The organism is Paenibacillus sp. NRS-1782, assembly GCF_050467685.1.
Classification (GTDB): domain Bacteria; phylum Bacillota; class Bacilli; order Paenibacillales; family Paenibacillaceae; genus Paenibacillus; species Paenibacillus terrae_A.
The window spans coordinates 14013-27188 of the sequence record NZ_JBITPH010000033.1; the positions used below are offsets into that span (position 1 = coordinate 14013).

At 47.0% G+C, this 13176-nt stretch carries 14 protein-coding genes and 1 pseudogene; 3 read left to right on the plus strand and 12 right to left on the minus strand.

The annotated features are described in order from the left end of the window. Positions 1 to 84: 84 nt before the first annotated feature. Positions 85 to 639 (minus strand): GNAT family N-acetyltransferase, encoded by a 555-nt coding sequence (locus ACIFQM_RS12930; protein ID WP_430043567.1) that lies wholly within the window; start codon positions 637 to 639, stop codon positions 85 to 87. Positions 640 to 813: 174 nt separating this feature from the next. Beyond that, entirely contained in the window at positions 814 to 936 is a 123-nt protein-coding gene (locus ACIFQM_RS12935; protein ID WP_430065677.1) for a hypothetical protein, read from the minus strand. A 190-nt stretch (positions 937 to 1126) separates the two neighbouring features. Between ACIFQM_RS12935 and ACIFQM_RS12940 the strand changes: the two genes are divergently transcribed. The 3 genes from ACIFQM_RS12940 (at position 1127) to ACIFQM_RS12950 (ending at position 2542) form a co-directional block, all read left to right on the plus strand. Then, entirely contained in the window at positions 1127 to 1459 is a 333-nt protein-coding gene (locus ACIFQM_RS12940; RefSeq protein WP_430043564.1) for a sigma-70 family RNA polymerase sigma factor, read from the plus strand. Next, entirely contained in the window at positions 1411 to 1626 is a 216-nt protein-coding gene (locus ACIFQM_RS12945; RefSeq protein WP_430065679.1) for a helix-turn-helix domain-containing protein, read from the plus strand. Before ACIFQM_RS12940 ends, ACIFQM_RS12945 begins: the two co-directional genes overlap by 49 nt. 457 nt (positions 1627 to 2083) lie before the next feature. Then, a complete protein-coding gene (locus tag ACIFQM_RS12950) occupies positions 2084 to 2542 on the plus strand; it encodes a hypothetical protein (protein ID WP_430043561.1) in 459 nt (152 codons plus the stop codon). 51 nt (positions 2543 to 2593) lie between these two features. On the opposite strand, the gene ACIFQM_RS12955 is transcribed toward ACIFQM_RS12950, so the two are convergent. From ACIFQM_RS12955 to ACIFQM_RS13000, 10 genes and pseudogenes are all read right to left on the minus strand, one after another. Beyond that, complete coding sequence (locus tag ACIFQM_RS12955) at positions 2594 to 2923, minus strand: DUF4181 domain-containing protein (protein WP_430065681.1); 330 nt, start codon at positions 2921 to 2923, stop codon at positions 2594 to 2596. Between the two features lie 441 nt (positions 2924 to 3364). Continuing rightward, a pseudogene (locus ACIFQM_RS12960) lies at positions 3365 to 4503 on the minus strand (IS1182 family transposase); the annotation flags it as partial. Positions 4504 to 4734: 231 nt separating this feature from the next. Continuing rightward, on the minus strand, positions 4735 to 5190 hold the full coding sequence (locus tag ACIFQM_RS12965) for a hypothetical protein (RefSeq protein WP_430043557.1): 456 nt from the start codon (positions 5188 to 5190) through the stop codon (positions 4735 to 4737). A 48-nt stretch (positions 5191 to 5238) separates the two neighbouring features. Then, a complete protein-coding gene (locus tag ACIFQM_RS12970) occupies positions 5239 to 6222 on the minus strand; it encodes an ABC transporter ATP-binding protein (protein ID WP_430043556.1) in 984 nt (327 codons plus the stop codon). After that, the gene (locus ACIFQM_RS12975; protein ID WP_430043554.1) at positions 6203 to 7231 is read right to left on the minus strand and encodes an ABC transporter ATP-binding protein; all 1029 of its coding nucleotides are present in this window, start codon (positions 7229 to 7231) and stop codon (positions 6203 to 6205) included. Before ACIFQM_RS12975 ends, ACIFQM_RS12970 begins: the two co-directional genes overlap by 20 nt. A gap of 65 nt (positions 7232 to 7296) precedes the next feature. Continuing rightward, positions 7297 to 8142, minus strand: a complete 846-nt coding sequence (locus ACIFQM_RS12980; RefSeq protein WP_430043552.1) for an ABC transporter permease — start codon at positions 8140 to 8142, stop codon at positions 7297 to 7299. Between the two features lie 4 nt (positions 8143 to 8146). Further along, positions 8147 to 9097 carry an ABC transporter permease gene (locus tag ACIFQM_RS12985; protein ID WP_430043550.1) on the minus strand — a complete coding sequence of 317 codons (951 nt, stop codon included), beginning with the start codon at positions 9095 to 9097 and terminating at the stop codon, positions 8147 to 8149. Between the two features lie 73 nt (positions 9098 to 9170). Next, a complete protein-coding gene (locus ACIFQM_RS12990) occupies positions 9171 to 10790 on the minus strand; it encodes an ABC transporter substrate-binding protein (RefSeq protein ID WP_430043548.1) in 1620 nt (539 codons plus the stop codon). Between the two features lie 158 nt (positions 10791 to 10948). Then, a complete protein-coding gene (locus tag ACIFQM_RS12995; protein WP_430043546.1) occupies positions 10949 to 11311 on the minus strand; it encodes a DUF1304 domain-containing protein in 363 nt (120 codons plus the stop codon). A gap of 144 nt (positions 11312 to 11455) precedes the next feature. Then, the gene (locus ACIFQM_RS13000; RefSeq protein ID WP_430043545.1) at positions 11456 to 12967 is read right to left on the minus strand and encodes a methyl-accepting chemotaxis protein; all 1512 of its coding nucleotides are present in this window, start codon (positions 12965 to 12967) and stop codon (positions 11456 to 11458) included. Between the last annotated feature and the right edge of the window lie 209 nt (positions 12968 to 13176).

Consider the following 13176-nt stretch of genomic DNA (forward strand, 5'->3'; position numbering starts at 1 on the left):
GGTCAGGACGGGTTCCAAAAAACAAAAAAACGTCTGTTTGTCCAGACGTCCCTTTTGCTCACTTCAGTTTTCTTTTCTTACAGCTCAATTCGATAGCATCTTTTCAAAAATATTATAGCCGCCCGTTTCACCTATATAGGTATAGCCGCATTGTCTGTAAAACTGACTAAGCTTGTCATTCCCCGCAATACAGTCTAATCGGATTCGATCCTTGCCTGTGAAATGAATTCCTTTTTCAATCCATTGCACCAGTTCACGACCTAGTCCCTTCCCGGTTCTATCCCGATCCACAACCAGGCGATGCAAATATACTGAGGTTCCTCCGTCGGAATCAGCAGCATCTAGCCCCCACAGCTTATGATCCCATGCACTGGGTTGCTGTTGCAGAATCATGGAGCCTGTCAAGAGGTGCCCCTCTGATGTTCGAAAAATGATCACTTCTCCGCGCGAAATGGCGCCTTCCAGATTATGATCATCCTTCCCTTTTAACAACTTGCCCCATTGAGTCGAGCCCTTGCTGTGCAGCCATCTGGCAGTCTGTAAAATTAACTCCTGCACCTCAGCCTGATCCTCAGCGCCTGCCTGAAACGCGCGTATTTCCGGATTCACGAATGGATCGACAATTTGTAGTGTTGTCATGCTGCACCCCAACTCTCTTATATCAGTATGTATGAAAACTATATCATAAAGACTCGTTTTGCCCATACCTAGTTCACGTATAACTTCGGCTACGGTAATCTCTCTGGATTTCCACTTATCGTACGCTCACATAAATCCCGGCCCCAATTATCTGTCTCTTAGACCTTCCAAACTTCACCCATTCTTTTTTAGCAACAGCGATCCCTTACGCTTGGCGGACACGGTTCTTTTTCCGTTCCTTTTTTCGGCTGCCCATGCCAGCATACTAGGGAAAAGATCCTCCAGCAGCTTCCCCATATCGCCTATATCCTTCACGAATTTTCAGTGGCTTCTTCAAGTCAATTTCAAATAGTTCCAAAAAAAATCAAAATTATATTATTTTCGCTAATAAAAGAACATTGATTCTATAATTTGGTTGTTATATAGATTTTGATAACTCCCTACCTTATATATGCGTATATGAACAACATAAGGGAGGAAATTTCCGATGGGTGCTATTGAAGATTATCGACGTGAGCTTTACAGAATTGCTTGGCGAATGCAGTATCGTACAAAACGCAATCGGAAACGTGAAATTTCTTTAGAATCCAAGCCTAATCTCTTTCAATCCTCTTTTTCCGAAGAGTCTGATAACAAAATAACGATGCAATCATATATTAATAGATTAAGGTCTGAGGTAGGCAAAAAGGTCATCCATGAAATTTACATAAACGATAAAACCGAAGTCCAAGTTGCCAAGGAACTCCATATTACACAACAGGCGGTGAACAAATGGAAAAAGAAGGCGCTTCACGATTTATGTCAGATGATGAGTTTATGAAATTAGTAGCACTTGCCCAAACCAAATCCGATGTAGAGGCCATGAATGCAATTTTTCAATATTTCGATCCAGATATTAAGAGATTAAGTAAATTTATCCGTATGCCAAAAGAGGATGCCATCCAGAGTATGAAAACCGAACTTCTTGAGTTTATCATGAAGAAATAAAAAGTCCTTAGCGATAAGCTGCTTCCGGTTACCTACCGGGGCAGCTTATTTAGATTTTGCTAGGGTCGAGGTTGGAATATACTCCTCAACTCTTCTCGCATGGAGGGGAATTTTCTTGATCCAGAAAAAAATTCGTGTTCAGGTTGTGTAGTTACAGCCCCCAACTCCTATATAAGTGTAGGGGATAATCGAGCAAAGTACATGAATTAGAGGAAATTTATGTATTCGCAATTTTCACGATTTGGTTGTAATTCACAGCCTTAAATCACCTACATAAGTGAAGGAGAATTGAAGACTGATATCAAAAGAATGTGGAGCCATTTGGATGTCAGCGACTCCATCAATTCAAGTTCATTCTCAACACACCTAATTCAATCAACTAGGCTGCGGGGTACAGCTTAGTTTGATTCCTACCCTATCTCTTAATTAAATCTATTAAAATTGGAGGAATTTTATCATGGCTGATGTTCGTGAATATACTGAAAGAATTAGTGTTAGTGCCTCTGAACTTAACCTAATGGTTCGAGCACAACAAATTACCGTGGATGCCGTTAAACGGAAAGAAAGCGAAAGCTGGATTAGAAAACAACTCAGTACCATCGCTGGTGAAGCGAGTACCATATTTGCTCTTGCCTTTGCTACAAGAACTGCTGCTGGTGTAGCATTGGGATTGGGTTCTCTTATTGCTGGCTCACTAGCAACTAACTATTTCCTCAACTCTATCACCGCTGGTCTGAACGGGACTTCGCGACACGCTAGCTGGTTTAATGTGAACACCAACAAATACAAACGTATTGAATTTGAAGCTGCTTTTGTAGAGTACTCCAACGCTGGAGGTACAACACGTTACATCACTCAAGCTGGTTCTATTTACCGCATGCAACGGCTCGATGGAACTTGGATTTACGCTTCTTAATCATCAATAGTAGTACAACAAAAAAACCGCACTAATTGTGCGGTTTTTTTGTTAAATTAAAACGTAAACAATTGTACCAACTACAGATATGGCCATCATCAATAGTGAAATAATATGTTTTTGTGAACTTCGAATATATTTCCATTGGAGGATAGATCGAACACCGAACACTAGAATAAGTAATACGCCAATCCAAACATATTTATAAGGATCTTTAACAAAAAGAACTGACAAAATTACCACAATACCCCCAATCACAACGAACCACCTGTATGGGATAAAACCATCCGTGTCTGATATCTTCTCATCTGTTTTGCTGATAATTTTATCCAGAGCAAATTGAATCACAGCAGCAATAAATAATACAAGAGCAAAAGTCATTGGTATCACCTTCTTTTTCCATTTGTTCAACTATACTATACCAATACAAATTTTTCATGCATCAATAAACATATGATCCAATCTTTTCCGGTTCGAGGCTTTCTTTTTTGTATTGAACAACGTAGCTGTCATGAAGTGCAAACATGTGGACCTATACTGAAAGACAGAATTTTGTAGGCTTGTTGCAAAATCTTGTCGATAATCCTAGACAGTTCACCCGATTCAAAGTAGTATCGACAATCTGGATGGAGTGTCATGAAGGCCCGACAATGGGGTACTACACTTACTATACGACAGTTTCCTATGATGTAGCCTAAGTAGTAAGCATAAAAAAAAGGGCGGATTAATTCCGCCCTCAGATTGTCGAGAAACCCAGGTCATTTTAAGACCTTGGGTTTCTTTGTATGTTCTAGCCTATGCGAAATCGGGAAACCGAGGGGGTTACCCCTGCTTTTCCAGGCGATCCAGATGGATCGCCATCTTCTTCATGTTCTGGACAGCCGCCGTCATCAGTGCTTGCTCCCTAACGTTTGGGAGTCCGCGCAAACGGCAATAGCGAAATCCATGGAGCTGTTTAGCATCCGCGAAGCTTCGCTCTATCGTCTCTTTTCGTTTGCGATACAACTGCTTGCCAGATTTACTGAGTCGGTTGTTCCGCACCCATTCCTTGCTGTCCTCCCAAACATGTCGGGTCACCACCTTTCGGTGGTTTTGGGATTGCGTGCATTGACCTAGCAAAGGACAGGTCTTGCACTGCTCTGAATTGGAAGCGTATTGCCGGTATCCCTTGCGGTCTGTCGTCCGGTAATTTAATTCGTGACTCGCCGGACAAATATAGAGATTACGCTCAGCATCAAAGGTAAACTTCCACTTTGGAAACAATCCTTGCTTGGGATGAAACCTGCGGTGAGCAATGACGGCAAAAATCTTTCGGCTTTGTAGTCCTCGGCAAATCGGTGTAGTTAAATAACCCGAATCTAAGGCTACGGCTTCGACCTTAAATTTAAAACGTTCTTGCTGACGGTCCAAACGCGACAAATAAGGCACGGAATCATGGACATTTCCGGGCGTGACATGCACATCGGTAATGAGATTGTATTTGGTATCCACCGTGCGGTGATCCAGATAAAAGAAGCCCTCCGGTTTGCCATCCCGAATCATATATCCGCTGTCTGGATCGGTCTTGCTCACTTTTATTTCTTTCTCCTCGTTCACTTCCTCTCTGGGTTTCAGGGCTTTTTTCCATGCTCTTTCCGGTCTTCGGCTACGGCGGTGTTGAGCTCGTCCACGTAATCCTTGATATTTTGCAGGACTTGCTGTTTGGTGTACTGGTGTTTATTTGCATTGGCTTTCACGTGGGTGGAGTCAGTCATCAGAACACGCCCACCTACCATTCGGTGTGAAATCGCTTGGAGAACAATCTCATCGAAAATATCCTGAAAGATATTCGTATCTTTAAATCGGGTTCGCCGATTCCAGCTAATCGTGGTGTGGTCTGGAACTTTGTCGGTCAATCCCAGTCCCAGAAACCAGCGATAGGCCAAGTTGGTCTGGATTTCGCGCTCCAATTGGCGTTTAGCTATGCCTTTCTAGATTATCGCACATAGACATTATGAATATCGTATTATACCTTCTAAATCTGGTCCTCAGCTTTTAATCTTCGCTCCGTAGGTGGGTTAAGCGCGAGAGTGCCTAAACCGTGACACCTAAATCGGCTTAGACACTCTCGTATCGGCCCAATTATATACCCTATGGTAACATTTAAATTACGGCCTTTCACTTCTCTTAATTTTGCAGAACGAGCCCATAATTTATACCGTCTGGACAGCAGGCACAATTCGGTACAATCCCGCAGTATCTCCAGTGGCAGGCTGTACTTCCTGTATACCCCAACCAAACGACAGCACCTGCTCCAGCCGAGCATACTCGGCCTTCGTCAGCTCGGATGTAACGGCTTCGCTTCCTTCCACCAGTGACAGGTCAGGCTCACGCCCAAACGCAGCGGCAATCCAAGAACGAATACCCCGTATCGTGTTGTATTTGATCTGATATCCGTCCGTTACCGCGCTTGCAAAAATCTCCGGCTCTTTGGACGCCAGCCCGGTGGCAAGCTCTGCATAATCAAAATCGGACTGTCCGTCCGACGGCAGTTCGTTGAGCTGCACCCGACGGATTAGCTCCTCATCCGACCAGCCTAATGCGCGTAAAGATTCCAGCATGAGCGCGTCCCATTGGGAAATACGTACTCTTTTCGTCGATTCAGTCATTGTTTCTCGCCTCCTTGTTGATCACGCACATCGTACACCAGTCTTAACCTAACGGTTAACCGAGTACGCTACATAATGGCCAGGGCTGATTTCCCGCAGCTCAGTGGCACTCTCGCCGTCCTTATCCCATGCCAAAGAACCGTCTGGTTGGGCAAATCCCGCCCCAAAACCGTCCCGCTCTCCGGCTGCTCTCGGATCAGGCACCGGGATAGAGGACAGTAGCGCCTGTGTATACGGATGGGCTGGCTGCTCATACAGCTCATCTGCATCGGCTACCTCCACTAATCGTCCATGGTACATCACACCAATCCGGTCTGAAATATGCCGCACCATCGACAAATCATGGGCGATGAACAGATACGTCAGCCCGAATTCCTGCTGGAGATCCTCCAGCGTGTTAATGACCTGTGCCTGAATAGACACGTCCAGCGCCGAAATTGGCTCGTCGCAGACAATGAACTCCGGATTCACGGACAAAGCACGCGCGATAGAAATCCGCTGGCGTTGTCCGCCACTGAACTCATGCGAGTACCGGTACAAGTGCTCACGCTTCAGTCCGACCTTTTCAAGTAAAGCCACAACGGCATCCTTACGCTCACTGCCCTGATGCAATCTGTGAATGTCCATCGGCTCGCCAATCAGGTCAAGCACGTTCATGCCCGGGTTAAGCGAGGAATACGGGTCCTGAAAAATGCTCTGAATGCGCCGACGCAGCGGCTTGAGCTGCTTATCGTTCAGTTTGGAAATATCCTGACCGTCAAAGCGCACCGTGCCTTCCGTATAATCGTATAACCGCGTCAGGCAGCGTCCAACCGTCGATTTACCGCTGCCCGACTCGCCGACCAGTCCGAACGTCTCACCACGCTTGATCTGGAAGCTCACGCCGTCCACCGCCTTGAGTACCTCCGAGCTGCGCCCCAACAGATCCCTGGCTGTTACAAAATGCTGCTTAAGCTGATGTACCTCCACCAAGGGCTGACTTTCGCCCCTTGCATTGCTCACTTCACTCACGTTAAACCCTCCCTTCCGCATGGCCCGCTTCGGGCGTCTCGTTGACTCCGGCAGGTACAGCGTCCGGCTCGTTCAGCCAGCAGGCCGCCCGCTGATCCGGGCGAAGCTCCACCATCGGTGGCCGCTCTGTACAGCGGGCAAACGCGTGCGGGCACCGTTCCATGAACGGACAGCCAGACGGCGGGTTCAGCAGGTCCGGCGGCGTGCCCTCGATCGGCACCAGCCGCTCGCGGAAGCCGTTCGTGCGCTGCGGCACAGAGCGCAGCAGGCCCTGCGTATACGGATGGGTCGGACGATAAAAAATATCGTCCACGCGCCCCTCCTCCATCACCATGCCGCCGTACATCACGATGACACGGCTGCACACCTGGGCGACGACACCCAGATCATGGGTGATCAGGGCTATCGCCATGTCGGATTGCTGCTTCAACGTCTTGAGCAGCTCCAGAATTTGCGCCTGGATCGTCACATCCAGCGCTGTGGTCGGCTCGTCAGCAATCAACAGCTCCGGGCTGCACGAGAGCGCCATCGCGATCATTACCCGCTGACGCATCCCCCCGCTGAATTGATGCGGGTATTGATTCATCCGGCGCTCCGGCTCGGTAATCCCCACCTGTCGCAGCAGCTCCACTGCGGCTTTCGTAGCCGCCTCCTTGCTCAGTCCCCGGTGTCTGCGTATCACCTCCACCAGATGATAACCGACCTTCTTGACCGGGTTCAGCGAGGTCATCGGGTCCTGAAAAACCATCGCAATCTGGTTCCCGCGTATTTTGCGCCATTGCTTTTCCGTCAGAGCCGTCAGACTTTCTCCCCGGTAACGAATATCACCATTCAGCCGCTTGCCCGGCGGGGCAATCATGGACATGATCGCTTTGGCTGTAACACTTTTGCCGCTCCCGGATTCTCCTACGATTCCTACCGTTTCTCCAGCATCAATATGAAAGCTAACCCCTCGAACCGCCTGATTCTCCCCCTCACGAGTGAAAAAGGAAACCTCCAGCTGTTCGACAGACAGCAGATGTTCAGTCATTGCATTGTCGCTCCTTTCTGTCGCTTCTGGAGCCATTGGTAATGGTTCTTGTAGCTGGTTGCGAATCATCGTTTCACCAGCTTGGGTTCAAAGCCTACACGCAGCACATCCCCCAAAACATTAAAGCTCAGCACGGTCAGTAAAATAAGCAGCCCAGGGAATAAGGCCATATATGGAGCCTGTGCAATATACCCTTGGGCATTATTCAGCATACTTCCCCACGTAGCATTCGGCAGTTGCACACCAAAGCCGAGGAAGCTCAGTGACGATTCCATCATAATCGCCGAGGCGATATTGTTCGTCGCCCCCACGATAATCACCGGAATCAGGTTCGGAACGATATGCTTCAGGATAATCCCGAATGTGCTTTGTCCCGAAGCTTTGGCATACAGCACATATTCCCGTTCCCGCAGCGTCATCGTCTCTGCCCGAACCACCCGGGCAATATTCATCCACATCAGCAGGGCGATAATGACAATAATATTGCCAACACCCGGCTTCAAAAACACACTCAACAGCAAAATAACCAAAAAAGACGGAATCGACATGATCAGCTCCAAAATCCGCATGAGCAAATTATCGATCCATCCGCCAAAATAGCCGCTCACAATGCCTACTATCACGCCAATACTGGTTGCAATAATCATGGACGCAAAGCCCACCAGCAAAGATACACGACCACCGTACAGCGCCCTTGCAAAATAGTCTCGGCCGTAGTCATCCGTTCCAAACCAGTGTGCCGCTCCCGGCGATTGGAGTCGCTCCAGCACGTTCAGCTTGTTCGGGTCCTGCGGCGACAAAAAGGCGAAGATTGCCCCCAGAGAGAATACGATCAATAGTATGAGGGCGGCGGCGCCCATTTTGCTCGTCATCAGCTCGATCCCGATGTTGCGCCATTTGCTCCGATTCATGAGTTCACCTCGTTGATTTAATTCTCGGGTCCGCGATGCTGTATAAAATATCCGCTAGCAGATTGCCCAGGATCAGCAGCAGGGCGGAAAACAGTGTAATGCCCATGATAACGGGATAATCCATCCCTTTTACCGCCGTCATACCCAGCGAGCCAATACCCGGCCAAGAAAATACCGTCTCGGTCACGATGGCTCCGGCTACCAGATCTGCAACCGACATACCGAGCAGCGTAATGATGGGCAACAGCACATGCTTGAGCACATGCCGAAATAATACCAGTCGTTTTCCAGACCCGAATGCATATTGAATCTGCACGTATTCTTCCTTGAGCTGCGTTATTGTACTGGAGCGGATATACCTCACATACACAGATAAAAACCCGAAGGCCAGTACAAAACACGGTAAAATCCCATGCTTGATCACATCAAGCGCCGAGTCTGTTCCAATGGTCCGCATTCCCGTGCTTGGAAGCCAATGCAGATAAATAGCAAACAGATAAATAAGTAAAATACCAAGCCAAAACAGCGGTACAGAAATCCCGATGTACGACATCAGGTTAATCAGCTTGTCGATCCAGCGGTTCCGGTTGGCCGCAGCCGTCAAGCCGAGTGGAATCGCAATCAGGACAGCTAATACAATGGATGCACCCATTAATCCGGCGGTAGCCGGGAGACGATCCAGAATTTGATCCAGCACAGGCTGGTGATTTATGAGCGAAAATCCCAAATCACCCGTCAGGCATTTTTTGAGCCATAGCATGTACTGCACATAAGCAGGCTGATCCAGCCCCAGGCTGTGCCTCATACGTTCGATATCTTCCAGATGCATATTCGGTGTAACAAAAGAGAGAACCGGATCACCTGGAGCCAGCTTGATCAAGCCGAAGCAGACGATGGATACAAAAAATAGCATCGGTATAACTTGCAGCAATCTTCTGGCGATGAGTTGTCTCATACGTTTCTCTTCCCCTTGCTGTTCTCGAAAAAAATAAGCTGGTTCTCCCAGCTTATTTTTTGAAAACCCTGTCTTATTTGTGATAAATTTTGGACAAATCTTCGAAAATCACGACCGGTTTCAGCACAGCCTGATCAATACCGCCATACTGCTTGTCGAATGCTACAATCGTTTTGGTATAAGCAATCGGGTAGATAACTGCATCATTAGCCAAAATCTCTTGTACCTTTTTGTAGATTTCTCCACGTTTGGTCGTATCCGACTCCGCTGCGCCTTCTTCCATCAGTTTATCCACTTCTTTGTTGGAATAATGCGAATAGTTGGAGGAAGATCCGGTGCTGTACAAGATACGGTACGCATCCGGGTCATAACCCATGATATAGCCGCTGATCGCCAGATCGAAGTCCTTGGCATTCGTATCGACGAATTTTTGCGACCAAGCCGAGGAATCCATGCTGTTTACATCCAACTGAACGCCGATATCCTTCAACTTCTGCTGAATGTACAGCGCTTGTGCCTCTTGCACCTTATTACCGCCCGGAATAATAATGCGCAGCTTCAGTCCTTCAGCTCCAGCCGATTTCAGCAGTTCTTTCGCCTTGTTCACATCATTATTGAAAAATGGAACATCGTTCGTGTGATACAGCACGTCCTGTGTCAGTACAGATTTGGCAGTATCCGCATAATCCTTGGAGCCATAAGATACCTGAATCAGCTCATCCTGATTCAGCGCATATGAAAGCGCTTGGCGCACTTCTTTTTTGTTCAACTGCTTGGTGTCGCTGTTTTCATTAAACATCAGGTAAGCCAAGCGACCTTCGCTGTATGGGAAAATGTCGAACTTCCCGGTGGCTTTCATTGTATCCACATTTTGCGGATCTACATAGTTGACGTTAATCTCGCCATTCTGGAGCGCCAAGCTCGCAGCATTCGAATCCTTCACAATTCGGTACGTCACAGAGTCCAGATGCGGCTTGCCACCAACATAGTTATCGAACCGTTCCAGTGTCACGTACTCGCCGGTTTTGTATTCTTTAAACTTGAACGGGCCGGAACCGACTGGAGTGTTGTTTTTTGTGCTTTTCTCAATATCTGCTTCGTTCTCGAAAATATGCTTTGGAATCGGGGATACCTGTACCAGCGCCGCTTCAAAAGCAGGAGCTGCCTGCGGAAGCTTGAAATCCACCGTTGTATCATCAACCTTGCTCACCTGAACCGGCTTGCCGTTGATCATAAAATTACTTCTCAAAAAGCTGTGCTGCTTCTCATCCAAAATTTTATTAATCGTGAAAACCACATCGTCAGCCGTCAGCTTTTGACCATCATGCCAGGTCAGATTCTTTTTCAGCTTCAGCGTGTACGTCAGTTTGTCTGCCGAGGGAGTCAGGCTATCTGCCAGATAGAATGTCTTCTTGCCATTGTTCACCTGAAACAAAGGTGCGAATATCGCCTGATCTATCGTCAGACTCACTCGGTCACCTGCATAGTTCGGGTTCAGCACCACCGGATCGGCTTGTACACCGATGATCAGACTGCCGCCATCCTTGGGCTGCCCGTTATCCGCTGTTGTAGCATTCGTATTCGCTGCACCTTCGTTTGTCGAAGACGAAGAACCGGAATTCCCGCCAGAGCAGGCACTTACCACCAACATTAATATGATCAATACAAATACTCCAGTCCAATTACGACGCATGTCTCTAGCCTCCGAGTTCTCTAAGTGTGTAATAAAAGTATTATAAATCGGAATAATCGGATTTACAATCAATCAAAAACTACCTATTCCCCTTGTCATTAGAAATTCAGACATTATGTGATCGAATTTTGCAAAAAAACACCCGTTTAGGGTGTCATTCAGAAGATCAGCAAGCTGGTTAATGCCAGGATGGCGGGTAATCCTTGTTTCAATAAAATAGACTTATTGGACGTCAATGCACCATACACCGCAGCCACTACCACGCAAATGACAAAGAACAGCTGAATTTTCCAGCCTATCACAGCGTCCGGGTAGCACAAGCCCCACACCAATCCAGCTGCCAAAAAGCCGTTATACAATCCCTGATTTGCCGCCATAGACTTGGTTACTTCCGCCAGCTCCTCGGAAATGCCGAACGTGCGCATCGCCCGTGGAGTCGTCCACAAAAACATTTCCAATATTAAAATATACACATGCTCCAGAGCAACAATTCCCACCAATATTGAACTTATCAAGCTCAAGCGTATTCCTCTTTTCCACGCAAATCGTTGTAAGTTGTAACTTTCGGATTCACTCTTGAGGATTATAATCCATTTTCCAAAATAAGTAAATAGACCGAGACTAAGCCCGGTCTAATTCTTGCATAGCGCTTAGAAGAATGTAAGTTACATGGTTCTCGCAAAATCCAGCAATGCTTTGGACATGCTGTTAATCTCGTCCGTAGATGCATTCACCTGCTGGGTGAGCGCGGCCTGTGTCTGCGTCAACGTAGACATGTTGCCGATGTTATGCAAAATCCGCTCGATGAGCGTCTTCATTTCGTCCAGACTGGTCTCAATATTTCCGGTCGCATCGGCACTGTGAATGGCAAGCTTCCTTACTTCATCCGCAACTACGGCAAAGCCGCGTCCCTGCTCACCCGCACGAGATGCCTCGATCGCCGCATTCAGCCCAAGCAGATTCGTTTGATTGGCAATCTCTTTAATGAAGTTAGAAATGTTTTGTGTCTCTTCCGCGCTGACTTTGGCCTGATTAGCGGCCTCAGTCGATTGCTCTTGAGCCGTAGCCAGCTCCTGCGCCTGATTACTAACCGAGTTGACACCATTCACCATTTCCGCGATGGAATCCGAAAGATACTTTATTTTGAGCGTAAGCTCGTCCGCAACGGATTGCTTTTGTTTTTCCAACGTTACATCACGGATCGTACCTGCCATACGAATGGGCACTCCCTTACTGTCACGTATGCTTCCCCCACTATTATAATACCAGCGGTATTCGCCATTTTTATTCTGCAAGCGGCAAGTTACTTCATAGGGAGTGCGATCTGAAAAATCACTCAAATGGTCGTTCAACGCTTTAAACGCTATTTCAACGTCATCTGGATGCAAACGTGAGCTCCAACTGCTAAGCGTACTCGGAAAGTCTTTTTCATCATTAAAACCCAGCGTTTTGCGAAATTGTGGCGACCACCAAAATTCACTATTTGGATTCTCTACATCTCCGCCAACCAGGATGATGTCGTATGGAGCCTCAAACAACACACGATTGATGAGATCATATCTTGTAACCATTGCTTCCAGTTCCTCGGACTTAATCTTCTGATTGTGCACATCCAATAAAGCCCCCGCAATACGAAGCGGCATACCCTGCTCATCACGAATGGTTGTTCCCGTGGCACGGAACCAACGATACTCACCGTGCTTCAGCTTTAAGCGATACTGAATATCATAAGGAGTCTTACCTGTATGATCCAGCAAATGATCAGCCAACGCTGCCAATACCCAGTTATAATCCTCCGGATGTAACCGGGATGCCCAGCTATCCAATACATTTGGGAAATCCTTTTCGCTCTGATACCCCAACATGGAGCGGAATTCATCTGTCCATGTGAACGTATTGTTTGGATTCACAGGATCACCTGCAATGACCTCCATATCCCATAAGCCGACCTCAATCGCCTTGGTGACGAGCTTCAGACGAATGTCGGTGTGTCGAGCCTCATTTTTGATGGATTCAAGCGCTTGGTTGACATTGTTTGCGATTTCTTGAACCTCAGAAGATGCAGAGGGTAGTTGCATTGCGGCAGAATAATCCTTCTGCTGTATTTTTTGCGACAATTTGCGGCTCTCTTCTACTAAAGGTGTAAGTGAATGAGCCTCGTTTTTTTTGAAAAACATGATATGATCTTCCCTTCTGAACCAATGTTTGAAACAGTATATTTTATATCGGAATATTATCAATAATCATTATAAATAAAATTTGAATTTATCAGGTAAAAAGAACCATTTTTTAAGACCTTATGCCCAAATTTCCATAAATTAAATATCGAAACATGTCGAATAATGGAGAAGTATAGCAGTTGTGGAAATCGAGTAGGAGGCTACCC